The sequence below is a fragment of the Streptomyces sp. yr375 genome, from assembly GCF_900110755.1.
In the GTDB taxonomy this organism is placed as follows: Bacteria; Actinomycetota; Actinomycetes; order Streptomycetales; family Streptomycetaceae; genus Streptomyces.
In genome coordinates, this window is record NZ_FOFF01000038.1 from 42,488 (window position 1) to 58,441 (window position 15,954).

At 72.6% G+C, this 15,954-nt stretch carries 14 protein-coding genes; 4 read left to right on the forward strand and 10 right to left on the reverse strand.

Annotation, left to right across the window (positions count from 1 at the left end; all coding sequences use genetic code 11):
- Positions 1–988: 988 nt before the first annotated feature.
- From BMZ82_RS28935 to BMZ82_RS28975, 9 genes are all read right to left on the reverse strand, one after another.
- Positions 989–2,134 (reverse strand): hypothetical protein, encoded by a 1,146-nt coding sequence (locus BMZ82_RS28935; protein WP_256252165.1) that lies wholly within the window; start codon positions 2,132–2,134, stop codon positions 989–991.
- A gap of 389 nt (positions 2,135–2,523) precedes the next feature.
- Positions 2,524–4,335, reverse strand: a complete 1,812-nt coding sequence (locus BMZ82_RS28945) for a DUF3492 domain-containing protein (RefSeq protein WP_093780391.1) — start codon at positions 4,333–4,335, stop codon at positions 2,524–2,526.
- 226 nt (positions 4,336–4,561) lie between these two features.
- A complete protein-coding gene (locus BMZ82_RS28950; RefSeq protein ID WP_093780352.1) occupies positions 4,562–6,172 on the reverse strand; it encodes a dipeptide ABC transporter ATP-binding protein in 1,611 nt (536 codons plus the stop codon).
- Complete coding sequence (locus BMZ82_RS28955) at positions 6,169–7,167, reverse strand: ABC transporter permease (protein ID WP_093780353.1); 999 nt, start codon at positions 7,165–7,167, stop codon at positions 6,169–6,171. Before BMZ82_RS28955 ends, BMZ82_RS28950 begins: the two co-directional genes overlap by 4 nt.
- Complete coding sequence (locus BMZ82_RS28960; protein ID WP_093780354.1) at positions 7,164–8,183, reverse strand: ABC transporter permease; 1,020 nt, start codon at positions 8,181–8,183, stop codon at positions 7,164–7,166. Before BMZ82_RS28960 ends, BMZ82_RS28955 begins: the two co-directional genes overlap by 4 nt.
- Positions 8,184–8,187: 4 nt before the next feature.
- On the reverse strand, positions 8,188–9,906 hold the full coding sequence (locus BMZ82_RS28965; RefSeq protein ID WP_093780355.1) for an ABC transporter substrate-binding protein: 1,719 nt from the start codon (positions 9,904–9,906) through the stop codon (positions 8,188–8,190).
- A 150-nt stretch (positions 9,907–10,056) separates the two neighbouring features.
- A complete protein-coding gene (locus BMZ82_RS42825) occupies positions 10,057–10,152 on the reverse strand; it encodes an Ms4533A family Cys-rich leader peptide (RefSeq protein WP_371271318.1) in 96 nt (31 codons plus the stop codon).
- Positions 10,153–10,244: 92 nt separating this feature from the next.
- Complete coding sequence (locus BMZ82_RS28970; RefSeq protein ID WP_093780356.1) at positions 10,245–11,603, reverse strand: DUF3152 domain-containing protein; 1,359 nt, start codon at positions 11,601–11,603, stop codon at positions 10,245–10,247.
- Positions 11,604–11,610: 7 nt separating this feature from the next.
- Complete coding sequence (locus tag BMZ82_RS28975; protein WP_093780357.1) at positions 11,611–12,588, reverse strand: alpha/beta fold hydrolase; 978 nt, start codon at positions 12,586–12,588, stop codon at positions 11,611–11,613.
- A 200-nt stretch (positions 12,589–12,788) separates the two neighbouring features.
- Between BMZ82_RS28975 and BMZ82_RS28980 the strand changes: the two genes are divergently transcribed.
- From BMZ82_RS28980 to BMZ82_RS28995, 4 genes are all read left to right on the forward strand, one after another.
- The gene (locus BMZ82_RS28980) at positions 12,789–13,016 is read left to right on the forward strand and encodes a hypothetical protein (RefSeq protein WP_093780358.1); all 228 of its coding nucleotides are present in this window, start codon (positions 12,789–12,791) and stop codon (positions 13,014–13,016) included.
- Between the two features lie 219 nt (positions 13,017–13,235).
- Entirely contained in the window at positions 13,236–13,877 is a 642-nt protein-coding gene (locus BMZ82_RS28985) for a TetR/AcrR family transcriptional regulator (protein WP_093780359.1), read from the forward strand.
- Between the two features lie 169 nt (positions 13,878–14,046).
- Positions 14,047–14,274 carry a DUF3107 domain-containing protein gene (locus BMZ82_RS28990; protein ID WP_093780360.1) on the forward strand — a complete coding sequence of 76 codons (228 nt, stop codon included), beginning with the start codon at positions 14,047–14,049 and terminating at the stop codon, positions 14,272–14,274.
- A gap of 229 nt (positions 14,275–14,503) precedes the next feature.
- Positions 14,504–14,773, forward strand: coding sequence for a hypothetical protein (locus tag BMZ82_RS28995; protein ID WP_093780392.1), 270 nt, complete (start codon positions 14,504–14,506; stop codon positions 14,771–14,773).
- 22 nt (positions 14,774–14,795) lie between these two features.
- Here BMZ82_RS28995 and BMZ82_RS29000 read toward each other — a convergent pair whose 3' ends face one another.
- A complete protein-coding gene (locus tag BMZ82_RS29000) occupies positions 14,796–15,539 on the reverse strand; it encodes a ferritin-like fold-containing protein (RefSeq protein ID WP_093780361.1) in 744 nt (247 codons plus the stop codon).
- Positions 15,540–15,954: the final 415 nt, after the last annotated feature.

Sequence of the window (15,954 nt, forward strand, 5' to 3'; positions counted from 1 at the left end):
TCCGGCTGCTCCTGTGACCGCGGGGGCTCCGGCGACCGCGGGTGCCCCGGTGGCACCGGTCGCTCCGGATCGGGAGGTGGTCATCTGGTCTCTCCTTCAAAGGTGTTGCGCTGGGTTGCGGCTGGATGGAGAAGCGCGTGCGTCGTGCGGTCGGGGCACGGCGGGGGTTGCGCTGCACGCGACGACCGGCCCACCGAGGACCGGCGCCGGACGGGGATGGGGCGCTGATGGGCGGAGGTGGGGTGCCTGTGAGCGGGGGCCGGGCGCCGGTGGGCGGAGGTGGGGCGCCGGTGGGCCGGGGCGGGTCGGCAGTGGGCGGGGGACGACAGGCGATGCCCCGGAGCTGCCAGGCCCGTCCCCTGGCTCGGTAGGACGGCCCTCGGACGCGGTGGATCGCCTGCTGGACCAGCGGGACTGCCCTGCGACTCGGCGGGACGCCTTCCGGAGTCGGCGGGATGCCTTCCGGACTCGGCAGGACAGTTTCCAGAGCTGGCGAGACTGCCTCCGGACCCGGCGCGACGCCTTCCGCGCGCGGCGGGGCCGCCTCCAGACTCGGCGGGACACCTACCAGGCCCGGCGAGACGCCTCCCGGGTCGGGCGAGACCTCCCCCCGACTCGGCAAGACACGTCCCAGGTCCGGGCGAGACCTCCCCCTGGCCCGGCGAGACACGTCCCGCACCCGGCGAGACCTCCACCAGACCCGGCAGGACACCTTCCGCACCCGGCGAAACACCTCCCGGGCACGAAGGGGCCTCCCCCTCACCCAACGAGACACCTTCCGTGCCCGGCGAGACCTCCCCCCGACTCGGCGAGACGTCTCCCGGGCCGGGCAGGACCTCCCCCTCACCCGGCAGGACCTCCCCCTCACCCAGCGAGACACCTTCCGCCCCCGGCGAGACGCCCCGCTGCCCCCGCGCCGCGGCCTCCGGTGTCGCTCGGAGAGGCGGGCGGGTGCGGGGCGCGGGCCGGGGCTGGGCCCGGTCTCGGGTCAGCATGGTTGGTCCGTTGGGGCGTGGGAGGAGGCCCTGGTCAGGGTGCGGGTTGCGTGGATGAGGAGGGTCAGGGCGGCGGTTCCGCAGAAGAGGGACGGCACACCGGCCGGGCCCCAGGCAGACACGAGGCTCTCGACGGGGGTGGCCAGGAAGCCGCAGCCGGGCAGGCGGCCCGCGAAGACCGTGGCCGGGGCGAGTACCTCGGCCACGCCGACGGCGCCGAGGACGACCGCCGGGGCGTGGGTGAAGCCGTGCACGGTGAGGAGGCGGGCGAGGAACAGGAGCGCGCCCAAAGTGAGGGTGTGGCCGTAGAAGCCGGGCTCGCCCAGGGCCATGGCGCAGAGGGCGTCCAGTGCGGCGAGCGCGCACACGAACAGGGCGACGGTGCCTAGCAGCAGTGGCTGTACGGAGGCGGCGAACTCCTCCAGGCCACGGCTGGTGTCCAGACGGCGCCGGGCGCGTACGGCGAGGAGGTGGGCGCTCCAGGCGGCGGGCGCGCAGGCCAGGGCGAGGGTCAGCAGGGGGACGCCGGCGAGGGGCCAGGGGCCGTCGGCCGTCCCGTCGGGCAGGCCGTCGGGGCCACCGCCGACGGCGGCGCGCAGGAGGCCGTCGCCGAGGGCCGCGTAGCCGAGGAGCCAGCAGGTCCACGCGCCCGTCCGGTGCGGGCCGGGGTGAGCGCCGCTGTGCGGACTCAGCGGACCCCGGCGCAGTACCGCACGCACGGCGAGGGTCACGGCGAGGATGCCCGCGGCGGCGACGAGGAGGCACGTCCGGCCGTGGGTGAGGCGTACGCCGGTCAGGGTCGCGGCGCACAGGGCGCCCGGCAGGAGGGTGAGCAGCGCCCAGTCCAGGCGGGGCCGGGGGATCGTGGTCGGCGTGGTGAGCGGGGGTGTGTCGCCGTCGCGGGGGACGCGGGCGTACATCTCCTCCGCGAGGGAGAAGACGTCCCGGTGCCGGAAGCGGGCGGCAGTGCGGTCGGTGACGCCGTGGGCCTCCAGGCCCGCCGCGATCTCCAGCGGGTCGACGGCCCGTTCGCACAGCTCACGGTGACGGTGCATCAGGGTTTTCACCGGGTCGGCGGCGCCACGGCGAGGGGCCACCGGTCTACGGCCGGCGGCGACCGCGGCGGCCTCGGTGCGCACACCGGCGCTTCCGGCACCCCGCGCAGCCTCCGCGCCCCGCGCAACCTCCGCACCCCCAACACCCCCAGCAGTCCCCGCACCCTCAGCAGTCCCCACGGCCCTCGCGCCCCCCACAGCCGCTGCGGTCCCCACAGCACTCGCAGCCTCCGCACCCTCGGCAGTCCCTACAGCCCCCGCGGTTCCCACAGCCCTCGCACCTCCCGCGGTCTCCACACCCCCAACAGCCCCCGCAGCCCTCGCACCTCCCGCAGTCTCCACACCCCCAGCAGTCCCCACAGCCCCCGCGCTCTCCGCACCCACAACAGTCCCCACAGCCCCCGCGCTCTCCGCACCCACAACAGTCCCCACAGCCCCCGCCGTCTCCGGCCGGTTCAGTTCGTCGAGCCCGCTCATCGTGCTCCCTCCGTCGCGGCGACCTGCGAAGTGCCGTGAACCTCCGAAGTGCCGTGCCCCGGCGAGGTGCCGTGACCCGGTGAAGTCCCACGCACCGGCGAAGTCCCGCGTACCGGCGGTCCCGCCGCCCAGCCCGGGCTGGGGCGGGCGGTGACGCGGGTGCTCAGGTCGGTCCACAGGCCCGGGAGTCGGGCCTCGGCCGGGACGGCGAACGGGCGGGGTTCGCCGTCGTCGTCGAGGAGGCGGCGAGGGACCGGCGCGCGGGAGACTAGCTCCAGGTAGATGTCGTGGAAGGCCTCGATGTTCTGCTCGACCGTGAACAGTTCGAGGGCGCGGGCGCGGGCCGCCGCGCCCAGGCGCGCACGGCGCTCGGGGTCGCGCAGCAGCGCCACGCACGCCTCCGCGAGCGCCCGGGGATTGCGCGGCGGGACGACCAGCCCGGTGCCGCCGATCACCTCGACCACCGCGCCGACGTCGGTCGACACGGTCGCCCGGCCGCAGAACATCGCCTCGACCAGGCCGACCGGGAACCCCTCGACGACGCTGGACAGGACGACGACCGCACCGGCGGCGTACGCCTCGGCCAGGTCGGGTGCCTCGGGGCCGCCGATCTCCTCGAAGGAGACCGGGTTGTCGCCGACGGCGTGCGGTCCGTCCGCCTCGTCGGGGAAGAGCTGCGCGGCCAGCATGCGGCAGTCGCCGAGGTAGGCGCGGCCCTCCGTCCCGGCCGGCGCGCCGATGATCCGCAGGCGGGTCCGGGGCTCCTCGTTGCGGATCTCCGCGAAGGCGTGCAGCAGGGACACCAGGTCCTTGGCCGGTTCCACCCGGCCGACCCAGACCAGGGTGTGCGGGTCGGCGGTGTCGGGGGCGTCGCCCACCTCGGCGAAGCGGGACGCCTCCATGCCCGGGTAGACGGTGCGCAGTTTGGCCCGGTCGGCGCCGCACCGTTCCTGCCAGCGGCGGGCATGCGTGTTGCCTGGCGTGACGCACCCCGCCTGCCGGTAGACCTCGGCCGCGAGCCGCCCGTGGAAGGCGGCGAGCAGGGCGCGTACGGCGGGGGCCTCGGCGGAGCTGAGATAGTGCGTCCGCAGCCGTACCCCGTACTCGGTGACCAGCAGGGGCACGTCGAAGAAGTGCCGGGCGAGCAGCCCGGGCAGGGCGGCCGGGCCGCCGGACGCGGCGTGGCACAGGTCGACCGCGACGAGGCCCTCTCCTGCGTCGCCCGCCTCGTCGTCGTACCAGTCGAGCGAGAGGGGGCGCAGGGCGCGTTCGAGGTGTGCGGCGACGGCGAGCAGGTCCGGTACGCGCGCCTCGCGCGCCGTGCGCAGCGCGCCGGGCGCGCGGCAGGCGCGTTCCAGTGCGCGCACGGCGCTCTCCGAGCGGAGCGCTCCCACCAGTCCGCCCTCGTCCCGGGCGAGTTCGGCGAGGCCGTACAGCGCGGTGGCGAAACGGTCCGCCTGGACGGCCGAACCGGCTCCCGCACCGGCCCCCGAGGCGTCCGCCGGGTGCGGGGACTCGCCCTCGCACAGGGCGGTCACCAGCTCCCCGTAGCACTCGGCGAAGCGGCGGCGCGCGCGCCGGCCGTACGCGACCCCGTCGTCCTCGGCCGTCCACAGAGGCGCCGTGCGCACCCGGCTGACCTGCGGCGGAAGCTCGACCCAGCCCCCGTCCTTCTGGTGTTCGGCGCGACTGAGCGCGTAGACGTCGAACTCGTGCTGCCCGAGCCCGCGCACGAGCCGGTCGCACCACACCCCGGCGTCACCGCTCACATACGGATAGCCACCCTCCGTAAGCAGTCCGATGCGCACGCACACCCCCGATCTCCCGTTTGGGGAGCCGCCGTTGACCCGGCGGCTCGCAGCGGGATGAACGTATGCGGACGAGGCGGTGGTGCGATGGACGGTTGTCCGTCGCACCACCAAAAGGGGTGAACGGTCGTAACTTTCCCGTGCGGGTCGCGTTCGGTCGCGCTAGGAGATCATCCGACCGCGAAACGTTACGCCACACGCGTCACTCGGAGGCTCCACCGGGCCCTCAGGGCACGGCCGGCTCCCGCCGCCCCGCGCGCCGCTCGGCCGCGACCGCCGGGTCGAGCGCTGGTACGGCGGCCAGGAGTTGCTTGGTGTACGGGTGCCGGGGGGCTTCGTACACATCGTCGGCGAGGCCCTCCTCGACGACGCGGCCGTGCCGCATCACCGCGACCCGGTCGCTGACCTGGCGCACCACGGCCAGGTCGTGGGCTACGAAGACGAGGGCGAGGCCGAGTTCGCGCTGCAGTTCGCCGAGCAGGGCGACGACCTGGGCCTGGGTGGTCACGTCGAGCGCGGAGACCGGTTCGTCGCAGACGATGACGCGCGGGTCGGCCGCGAGCGCCCGCGCGATTCCCACGCGCTGGCGCTGACCGCCGCTGAACTCGTGCGGGTAGCGGTCGTAGTGCGCCGCTTTGAGCCCCACGCGCTCCAGCAGTTCCGTCACGCGCCCCCTGATGTGCGTCTCGTCCCGTTCGCCCCGCGCGCGGAGCGGGTCGGCGATGGACTCGCCCACGCTGCGGCGGGGGTTGAGGGAGGAGACGGGGTCCTGGAAGACCATCTGCACGGTCGGGTGCACGCCCGCCGACACCCGTCCGGCGTGGCGGACCTCGCCCGCCGTCGGCGGCAGCAGCCCGACCAGCATCCGGCCCAGCGTCGTCTTGCCGCTGCCGCTCTCGCCGACGACGCCGAGGGTCTCGCCCCGGCGGACCGTCAGCGACACGCCGTCCACGGCCGCGAACGCCCGCTTCCCGCGCCCGAACTCGCGCCGCAGCCCGGCCGCTTCGAGGACCACCTCTCCGCAGACACCGGACGCCGCCTCTTCGCTGACGCCCTCTCTCCTCGCGTCCACGCGTGGCACCGCGCCCAGCAGTTCGCGGGTGTACGCCTGCGCGGGCGACGCCAGCACGGTGGCGGCCGGGCCGTGCTCGACGAGCCGTCCGTGCCGCATGACGAGGACCTCGTCGACGCTCTCCGCCGCCACGCCCACGTCGTGGGTGACCAGCAGCAGCCCCATGCCGGTCTCCTCGCGCAGGGTGTGCAGCAGGTCGAGGATCTGGGCCTGGACGGTCACGTCGAGCGCGGTCGTCGGCTCGTCGGCGATCAGCAGGTCGGGCTCGCAGGCCAGCGCCATGGCGATGAGGGCGCGTTGGCGCATGCCGCCGCTGAACTCGTGCGGGCGCGACCGGGACCGCCGTACCGCGTCCGGAATGCCTACGCGCTCCAGCACCTCCACCGCACGCGCGCGTGCCGCGCGTCGCGACACACGCGTGTGCACGCGGTGGACCTCGGCGATCTGGTCGCCGATGGCGTAGTACGGGTCGAGGGAGGACAGCGGGTCCTGGAAGACCATCGCCGCCTTCGCGCCCCGCAGCCGCCGTAGCGCCTCGTCGGACGCCTCCTGTACGTCCACTCCGGCGACCTCGATCGAGCCGCCCACCCGGGCCCCGGTGCCCCGGTGCAGCCCCAGCAGGGCCGAGGCGACCGTGGACTTGCCGGAGCCGGACTCGCCGACCAGGCCGAGGGCGGCGCCCTTCTCGAGGCGGAAGGAGAGGCCGTCGACGGCGCGCAGCGCGCCGAAGGCGACCGTGAGGTCCGTGACGTCCACCAGGCTCATGCGAGCACCACCCGTCGGTCGGCCAGCGCGTACAGGACGTCCGCGACGGCGTTGGCGAGGACCACGAAGAAACCGATGACCAGGACCATCCCGACGACGACCGGCAGGTCGACGACGTTGACCGCGTGCACCAGTTCCTGTCCGATGCCGGGGAGTCCGAAGAGGGTCTCGGTGAGCACCGCGCCGCCGACGGCGGAGCCGAAGTTGTTCGCGTTCAGCGCGATGACCGGCGCGAACGCGCCGCGCAGCGCGTGCCGCCCGATGATCGAGCGCTCGCCGACGCCGTACGCGCGGAAGGTGCGGATGTGGTCCTCGGCGAGGGTCTCCAGCATCGACGACCGGGTCAGCCTGGCGAACGAGGCGGCTTCGATCAGGGCGAGCGAGAGCCACGGCAGGAGCAGGTTCCACGCCCACTGTTCGGGGTCGTCGGTGAGGTTCACGTACTGCGGGAAGGGCAGCAGCCGCAACTGCCCGCAGACGACGATCATCAGCACGAGGCCGATCACGAAGACGGGTGTGGCGACGCCCGCGAGCGTGACGCCGGTCAGCACGCGCTCGGTGAGCCGGCCGCGCCGCCACGCCGAGAGCACGCCCGTGCCGACGCCGAGGACCAGCCACACCACCATCGCGCCGAAGACGAGCGACAGGCTCACCGGCAGCTTGGTCAGGATCAGCGCGGTGACCTGCTGGTCGCTCTGGTACGACAGCCCCAGGCAGGGTGCCTGGCAGTGCTCCACAGAGGTGCCCGTGGAGTAGTCCTGGCCGACGACGAGGCCCTCCAGGAAGTGCCAGTACCGCAGGTACAGGGGGTCGTCGAGGCGCAGTTGCTCGGCGACCTGGTGCACCTGTTCCGGCGAGCAGCGGGGGCCGCAGGTGATCTGGGCGACGTTGCCGGGGGTGACGTAGAAGACGACGTAGACGATCACCGAGATGGCGAACAGGGTGAGCGCGGTGCCGATCGCGCGGCGCAGCACGAAGCCGCCGAAGCCGCTCATGCGGCACCCCCCTGAGACGCCTGCGCCTTGTTCTCGCGCCTGCGTCCCGTCCCGACCCGCAGCCGGGACGCCGCGCGCGGGTCGAGCGCGGTGCGCACGCCGTCGCCGAGGACGGTCAGTGCGAGGACGGTCGTGAAGAGCAGGCCGGCGGGCAGCAGCAGGTACTGCGGGGCGGCCTGGTACCAGACGTCGGCGGCGGTGAGCATCTGTCCCCAGGACGGCGTGGGCGGCTTCACGCCGACGCCGAGGAAGGACAGGGCGGCCTCGACGGTGATGTTCTGCGGCACGAGCAGGGCCGCGTACGTGATGACGGGCGCGGCGAGCCCGGGCAGCAGTTCGCGGCGGGCGATGCGCCAGGTGCCCCAGCCGCTGAGCCGCGCCGCCGCCACATGGTCGAGCCCCTTGAGGGTGAGCGTCTGGGCGCGCACCACCTTGGCGATGTTGCCCCAGGAGAGCAGGCCGATGACCAGGGTGACCAGGACGGGCCGGGGGAAGCTCGCCGGGACGACCGCGAGCAGCGCCAACGACATGATCATCAATGGCAGGGCGACGAAGATGTCGGTGATCCGGCTCAACAGTTGATCAACCCATCGAGTACCGAGCGCCGAGGCGATGCCCATGGTGACGCCGATGACGACCTGGACGACGGTCGCGGCCAGCGCGACGCCCAGCGACACCCGGGCGCCGTAGGCGAGCCGGGCGAACAGGTCGCGGCCGGTCTGCGGTTCGACGCCGAGCCAGTGGTCGCCGCTGATGCCGCCGAGCGACCCGACGGGCACGCCTCCGCGCGCGGAGTCGATGAGGGACGGGTGGTAGGTGGTCGGGTCCTGGCCCTCGAGGGCGGTGAGCAGGGGCGCGGCGAGCGCGACCAGGACGAGCAGCGCGACGACGACCGCCGCGCCGAGGGCGGCGCGCTGCGCCCGCAGCCGCCGCCAGAACTGACGCGCGCCCGAGGCCCCGGGCTCGGACGCGGGGTCCGTGCCGGGGGCCTGGGCGGCGAGGAGTGTCTCGCTCACCGGACTACTTGACCGCGACCTGGGACGGGTCCAGGACGCCGTCCCAGTCGCTGATGACGATGTTGCGGACGTCCGCGCCGTACAGCCGCTTGTAGACGGGGTGGAACAGCGGGACGGTCAGCGCCTGCGCGCCGATCTTCTTGTCCAGTGCGCCCCACCGCTTGGCGGCGGCGTCAAGATCCGTCAACCTGTTGATCGCGTCAATCTCCGCATTGACCGACTCATCATTGAGGAAGCCCGTGTTGAAGTTCGCTCCATCATTGACGATCTGTCGACCGTCGAAGATCGGGGCGAGGAACGGGCCGCCCGAGGGCCAGTCGGCGCCCCAGTGGGCGAGGAAGAAGCCGGGCTCCTTCTTCACGTCGTGGATGGTGTCGGAGTAGTCGTTGTCCTCCAGGCCCTGGAGCTTGACGGTGATGCCGGCCTTCTTGAGCGCGTCCTGTATCGCGGTCGCGATCTCGGGGCTGGTCTCGAAGTCCTGGCTGTTGGAGTGTGTGAGGGTGACGGTCAGTCCGTTCGGGTGACCGGCCGCCGTCAGCAGTTCCTTGGCCTTCGCCGCGTCGCCTGTGGTGCCGGCCGGGAAGAGGTCGTAGGGCTCGTAGCCGAAGGACTTCTGGCTCGGCAGGAAGGTGGTGGCGGCCTCGGCGAGCGAGGATCCGCCCGCCGCGTTGACGACCGACGACCGGTCGATGGCGTACGAGATCGCCTGCCGCACCCTGACGTCGTCGAACGGCTTCACCTTCGGGTTGAACGCGATGTAGTTCGTGTAGCCGAAGCGGCCGGTGCCCACGCGCGCGGCGAGCTTCTTGTCGCCGCTGACCTTGGCGAGTTCGGCCGGGCCGAGATTGGTGTCCGTGGTGATGGCGGTGGCGTCCGCCCCTTGGGACGCGGACAGCCGCTGGTTGATCACCGAGGAGTCGAGCCCGGACCGTATGTCGATCGTGTCGGGGTAGGCCTTGCGTTCGGCGTCCGTCTTCGCGGACCAGTAGGTGTTGCGCTTCAGGGTGAGCCGCTCACCGTCGTTCTCGTTCTTGACGACCTTGTACGGGCCGGACGAGACCGGGTGCTCCTCGTACTTGGTGCCGGTGTCCTTGGCCTTCGGGACGGGCGCGAACTGCGTCTGCGTGGCCAGGTAGGGGAACTCGCCCTCGGGCTTGTTCAGCCGGAAGACGATGGTCCGGCTGTCCGGCGTCTCGATGGCCGCGAGCCCCTTGGAGTCCTTGTAAGGACCCTGGTAGTCGGCCGCGCCGACCAGCCAGTCCCGCAGGTAGGGCGCGCCGCCGGAGAGCTCGGGGGCGAAGGAGCGCTCGATGCCGTACTTGATGTCGGCCGAGGTGATCGCGGTGCCGTCCTCGTACTTCAGGCCCGCCTTGAGGGTGTACGTCCACACCGTGGCGTCCTTGTTCGGGCGTCCGGTGTCGGTGGCCAGGTCGGGGACGACCTTGGCGCCCGGGGCGCCGTTCTCTCGGTTGCGCGTGGTGAGCGTTCTGAAGACCAGGGACGGGACCTTGCCGCCGCCCGAGGTGTACAGGCGGGCCGGGTCGAAGTCCTCCTGTGGGGCGCGGTTCAGGATCGTCAGCGTGCCGCCCTGATGGGGTGCGGAGTCGGCGCCGGCGGTCTTGGCATCGTTGTCTTCGGGCCCGCAGGCGGCGGCACCCGCTGTCACCACCAGGCTGACGGATACCGCGGCCACGCGGCGCGCTGTGCGGGACGGATGACGCATCGAGGACGACCTCTCGAATGATGAGACGGAATGACGAGGAGTGAGACGGGGATGAGCAGACGTCTGCCCGCGGCGTGAGGTCGTCGAAAAAACCGTGACCGGGTCACGGAGGAGGAGAGGGAATCGCGACGCGAACGCCAGAGGCGAGCGTCAGCTACAGAGGATGTCCGCCACGCAGAGCGCGGTCACGCCGATGAGCGCCAGCTCGATGGCGGCGCTGCTGTCGGCAAAAGGACTGGACCACATGCGCAGCAATATGGTGGAACTTTCTGACCATGTCAACGTGACCCATGAGACACCTGCCCGCCCCTTGGTCACCCCGAGGGTCGGCTCCGAGGTCAACTCTTGGGGTACGGCCAGGCGTTGGGCAGGCAGTGGATCCCGTCGTGGTCGAGGAATTTCGTCTGCTGCTGCATGACCGGCGCGAGCTCGCCGTCCTTGTCGCACGTGACATGGCTGTAGCCGAGCCGGTGGCCGACCTCGTGGTTGATCAGCATCTGCCGGTAGGCGTACATCTCGTCGCCGTAGGTCTTCGAGCCCTGCGCCCACCGGTAGGCGTTGATCATCACGCGCTCGGTGGCGGCCGAGTCGCAGGAGACGTTGTCCTCGGTGGTGTCCAGGCCCGACTTGGCGCACCAGAAGGCGGTGGTGCCGGGGCTGGCGAGGGTGATGACGAAGTCCGGTCGGCCCGAGTGGATGCGCTCGAAGGTGCGGGCGCCGTTGTGGGCCCAACTGCGTGCGTCGTTGAGCGTCTTCTGCACGGCCTGCGCGAAGAGGTCGCCGTCGAGCCCGAGGCCCTGCTCCACGTCCACCCGGTAGGTGTACTTCTGCCCCTTGCCGGGCGCTTTGGCGACGCCGGCGATCGCGTCGAACTTCCCCGACCCCTTGAGCGTGGCGCCGAGCGCGTACCGGGTGTCCATCATCTGCGCGTACGTCAGCGGGGCCGCCGCTTCGGGGGACGCGGAGGCGCTCGGCCGGTCGTCCCCGCGCGCGGTGTCGTCGACGGTGCCCCGGGCCGCCTGGTCGGTCGCGGACTGCGACTGGACGGTGTCGCCGTCCCGCCCGCCGGTGACCTGTACGGCGACCACGACGGCCAGCACGGTGGTGACGGCGGCGGCCGCGATGCCCACGAACGTCCGCCCCTTGGCGCCCTTGCCGGACCTGTCGGTGCCGGAGGCGTCAGCGCCGGAGGTGCCGGAGGTGGCGTAAGGATCCTGCGCACGCGCGCGTGGGGGTGCGTACGGCGTCCCCGTGGTCCCCGCGCGCGTGAAGACGTCGCCGCCGAAGACGTCGTCGCCCTCGTCGAAGGCGTCGACGTAGTCCTGGCGCGGGCCCTGACGGGGACCGGGGCGTCCGCCGCCCGGGGGCGTCTGTCGCTGACGTGGTATCACGGGCTGCCCGGTACCCGTCTGGCGTCCTCTCAAGTCACCCCAGCCGCCCCCGGTTTCACGCTGTTCGGGGTGACCGCCCCGCACCTGCGGGAACCCGTGCGCGGGGGTCCCGTCGGGGAAGCGGGGCACTCCGTGCGCGGGGGTGTCGGGGGTGCCGTCGTAGCCCGGCGGCGGAGCCTGGGTGCGGGCGCCCCGGGTGTCCCGCTGGGGAGGCCCTGAGGGGGTCTCCCGCGACGCGCCCTTGGCGGTGCCTTTCGCGGCGCCGGTGTCCTTGGGCGCGGGTCCACGCCGGCTGTGGCGTCCCACGTCGGCCTCAGCCCCCCGCGGTCTCGGTCGCGGGCGCGGTCTCGGCGATGAGCTCGCGCACCGCCGTCGCCACCGTCTCGGGGTACTCCATCATCGCCACGTGCCCGGCGTCCGGCAGCGTGACCAGGCGGCAGTCGCGGAAGGTGCGGGCGGCCCGCGCGGCCATGCGGAACCCGACGAGCTGGTCGCGGCCGCCGTAGACGAGGAGCGTCGGGGCGAGGACGCGCTCGGCCTGGCGCCACAGCCCGTGCTGGCCGCCCAGCGTGTACGCGCTGAGCAGCCCGCGCGTGGAGCGCGTCAACGCGTCCCAGAAGTACGGCAGTCGCATCCGCCGCTCCAGCTCCTCCACCGCGTGCTGGAAGGCCTCCGGGGAGACCCGGCCGGGATCGCCGTAGCAGAGCGCCGTGACGCCTCGGACGCGTTGTTCGGTCGTCCACTCACGGGTGAACCGGCTGAAGAGCGCGGCGACGCCGGGCAGGCCGACCAGCCCGGTGGGCAGCGCGGTCCGCTGGACGCGCAGTTCGGGCAGCGCGGGCGAGATCAGCGTCAGCGTCCGCACGAGGTCGGGCCGGACGGCGGCGACCCGCGTCGACACCGCGCCGCCGAGGGAGTTGCCGAAGAGGTGGACGGGCCCGCGGCCGGTGGAGTCCAGGTAGCGGATCACGGCACGCGCGTGTGCCGTGATCGAGTAGTTGCCGTCGTCCGGTGGCGGGGAGTCGCCGAAGCCCGGCAGATCGACGGCCTCGCTCGCCACGACCCCGTCGAGCAGCGCCATCAGCGCCGACCAGTTCTGCGAGGAGCCGCCCAGGCCGTGCACGTACAGCGCGGGCTCGAGGCCCTCGCGCGCGGGCGGCCTGGAACGGATCGCCAGGGTGACGCCCGGCAGCCGCACCGAGCGGAGCCGCTCACCCTCGGCGACCCGCACGGCAGTGGCCTTCGGCAGCACACTGGTGGGCGGCACGGAGGGCAGCTCGGTCGAAGACATGCGGGCAATGTTACGAGACGATCACGCACGCCCTGGTGTGTTCGCCGTCACACGCGCGGGTCGTACGCGAGTCGCGCCCGCGCCAGAACCGGCACACCCATCACATAGCGCCCGATACCGGCGCCCCCTAGGCTCGTACCGAGGGCACCCGCTGGTGACCCCTGCAGCTCGCAGGGACGTTCGGAGGAAGGGAGCCCACCATGGCCGTTGACCCCACCGACCCGGAGACATTCGAGGAGGAGGACGACGACTTCGGGGAGATCGACGTCGAGGCCCCGGAGAACGACGCCGCCGAGCAGAACACGGACGTCGCGGCGGAGCGCGACGCCCCCCTCGAGGACGTGGACGTGGACCCCGCCCGGGCCAACGAGGCCGATCTGATCGAACAGGCTCGCGTCGTCTCACTCGACGAGGACGACTATCGCTGACCAGCGCCGTCGACCGGCACTGCCGACCGGTATCGCCGACCGGCGTCGCGCCACAGCGGGCCCGAGTATGCCCGGAACATACCGGTCAAAAACCGTCTTTACCGCTTTTGCCGTCGTCCGGTCCGTGAAATTCTGCGCTCGCACCGCGCACACCACGGTTACTGAAAAGTACGATGGCGGCGCGGCGCTCACCGCAAGAGGACGACTTTGGGAGGCGGCGTGACAGCCATCGAGCAGACAGAGGCGGCGCGCCCGCGAGGTACCCGCCTGCCGCGCCGTGCCCGACGGAACCAGTTGCTGGGCGCCGCCCAGGAGGTCTTCGTCGCACAGGGCTACCACTCGGCCGCGATGGACGACATCGCCGAGCGGGCCGGCGTCAGCAAGCCGGTGCTCTACCAGCACTTCCCCGGCAAGCTCGACCTCTACCTCGCCCTGCTGGACCAGCACTGCGAGTCCCTGATCCAGGCCGTGCGCGGCGCGCTCGCGTCGACGACCGACAACAAGCAGCGGGTGCGGGCCACGATGGACGCGTACTTCGCGTACGTCGAGGACGACGGCGGCGCGTTCCGGCTGGTCTTCGAGTCGGACCTGACGAACGAGCCCGCGGTGCGCGAGCGCGTCGACAAGGTCACCAACGAGTGCGCCGAGGCGATCTGCGAGGTCATCGCCGAGGACACCGGTCTGTCGAGCGCGGAGTCCATGCTGCTCGCCTCGGGTCTGGGCGGCCTCGCGCAGGTCGTGGCCCGGTCCTGGCTGCACAGCGACCGCAGCGTGCCGCGCGACCAGGCGGTGCAGTTGCTGGCCTCGCTGGCCTGGCGCGGCATCGCCGGTTTCCCGCTGCACGGCATCGATCAGCACTGACCCGCACCGCACCCGTCGCACCCCGTAGGGGGTGCCCGGCTGTTTGTTCCCGCCCGTTGTTCGCTCCTGGCGTGGACGGCCGCACCGTGTACGTCGCCTCACCGGGCTAATGTGTGCAGCGTACGGCGCGGACGCCCGCGCACCCCATGACCGTCGGAGGGACATAGCCGTGGAGGTCAAGATCGGCGTGCAGCACGCGCCCCGCGAGATCGTTCTGGAGAGCGGTCAGACTCCCGAGGAGGTCGAGCGCGTGGTGGCCGATGCACTGGCCGGCAAGTCGCAGCTCCTCAGCCTCGTGGACCAGCACGGCCGCAAGGTCCTGGTTCCGGCCGACCGTCTGGCCTACGTAGAGCTGGGCGAGGCCGCCCCGCGCAAGGTGGGCTTCGGCGCTCTCTAGGCGACGCGGACAAGGGGAGGGGCCTGGCGACCTGACGGTCACCGGGCCCCTCTCGCGCAACCACCACTGGACCGCCGCGCGCCCCCGCCGCACCACCCCGGTTCGCCCTACCGCGCGCCTCCACAGATGGAGCACAATCCGACCACAGGGGAGGATTGCATTTCGCAGGTCACGGGTAATGACCGGCTACGACCTTGGTGCGCGGCTCCGCCGTCCGGGAGGGACCTACATGATCTTGGAAGTGCTCGGCTCCGCTGTGTTCGGTCTCGTGCTCGCGTGGGCGGCGGTGCACCGCCTCGCCCACCGCCTGCCGGTCCGCACACTCGTCCTCGCGACGGGCGTCGCCGGAGCCCTGTTCGGTGACTTCGTCACCCACAGCGCACTGGGCCCCGGCACCGTCCTGCCGAGCATCCTCGGCGCGGCGATCGTCTCCGCCGCCTCGCTCTCCCTGCTGCTGCGCCCGGCCGGCCGCCTCCGCCGACGATCGGCCCCGGCGTAGGCCGGGCGGTCCAGTCCGGCGGTTACGCCGCCAGTCCCAGCGCGGCCATCCGCTTGGTGTGCGCCTCGGTGATGCGGGAGAACATCCGGCCCACCTCGGCGAGGTCGAAGCCGTCCGCGACGCCGCCCACGAGCATCGTCGACAGCGCGTCGCGGTCCGCGACCACCCGCTGGGACTGCGACAGCGCCTCGCCCATCAGCCGCCGCGCCCACAGCGCGAGCCGTCCGCCGACCCGCGGCTCCGCGTCGATCGCGGCCCGCACCCGGTCCACCGCGAAGCCCGCGTGCCCGGTGTCGTCGAGCACGGCCAGCACCAGGGCGCGGCTGTCGTTGTCCAGCCGCACCGCGACCTCGCGGTAGAAGTCACTGGCGATCGAGTCGCCGACGTACGCCTTGACGAGGCCCTCCAGCCAGTCCGAGGGGGCCGTCTGCCGGTGGAAGCCGTCGAGCGCGGCGACGAACGGCTGCATCGCCGACGTCGGCTCCTCGCCGATCTCCGTGAGCCGGTCGCGCAGCCGCTCGAAGTGGTGGAACTCGGCCGACGCCATCTTCGCCAGCTCCGCCTTGTCCGCCAGCGTGGGCGCGAGCTTCGCGTCCTCCGCGAGCCGCTCGAACGCCGCCAGCTCGCCGTACGCCAGCGCGCCGAGCAGGTCCACGACCGCGGCCCGGTACTGCGGGTCGGCGGCGGCCGTCGCCCAGTCCTGGGTGGCGATACCGGTGGCGGCGGCGGTGTTCTCGGACTTGTCAGAGGTCGTCATGAAGCGCACAATAGCCCGCTCACCGCGCGGTGGAAGTACCTTGGTCAGCCAGTGTGACAACGGAGCCGTACGGGACCACGCCCGGCACTGTGACAACCACAACGTGACCGAATCGGCCATCGCATGTGCGCGATTCCGGGGTATGGTGGTAATGCGCCTGCCGAATATTCGTCGGGCCGCACGTATGAGGATGCCCGGTCGGTGGCCCGATCGGCTCCGACCCGACAGCCCTCCCTGGCCGTACGGCACATCGCGTACGACGACCGGAGGGACACCCCTCAGCGGTACGAGCGCTAGAGCGTCGGCAGAGGTCCCGTGCCATACGGCAGTGCCTTCAAGGGCAGCCCGTAGGGCAGCCGACGTCCCCCGGCACGGTCCGTCAAAGACCCCCCGCGCTCGCCTCGCACCGCGCACACAGAAGAGG

Excerpts from the sequence above, each read along its gene's own strand:
- BMZ82_RS28950 (WP_093780352.1), bottom strand. The coding sequence starts at position 6,172 with ATGAGCCTGGTGGACGTCACGGACCTCACGGTCGCCTTCGGCGCGCTG.
- BMZ82_RS28955 (WP_093780353.1), bottom strand. The coding sequence starts at position 7,167 with ATGAGCGGCTTCGGCGGCTTCGTGCTGCGCCGCGCGATCGGCACCGCG.
- BMZ82_RS28965 (WP_093780355.1), bottom strand. The coding sequence starts at position 9,906 with ATGCGTCATCCGTCCCGCACAGCGCGCCGCGTGGCCGCGGTATCCGTC.
- BMZ82_RS42825 (WP_371271318.1), bottom strand. The coding sequence starts at position 10,152 with ATGTGGTCCAGTCCTTTTGCCGACAGCAGCGCCGCCATCGAGCTGGCG.
- BMZ82_RS28975 (WP_093780357.1), bottom strand. The coding sequence starts at position 12,588 with ATGTCTTCGACCGAGCTGCCCTCCGTGCCGCCCACCAGTGTGCTGCCG.
- BMZ82_RS28980 (WP_093780358.1), top strand. The coding sequence starts at position 12,789 with ATGGCCGTTGACCCCACCGACCCGGAGACATTCGAGGAGGAGGACGAC.
- BMZ82_RS28995 (WP_093780392.1), top strand. The coding sequence starts at position 14,504 with ATGATCTTGGAAGTGCTCGGCTCCGCTGTGTTCGGTCTCGTGCTCGCG.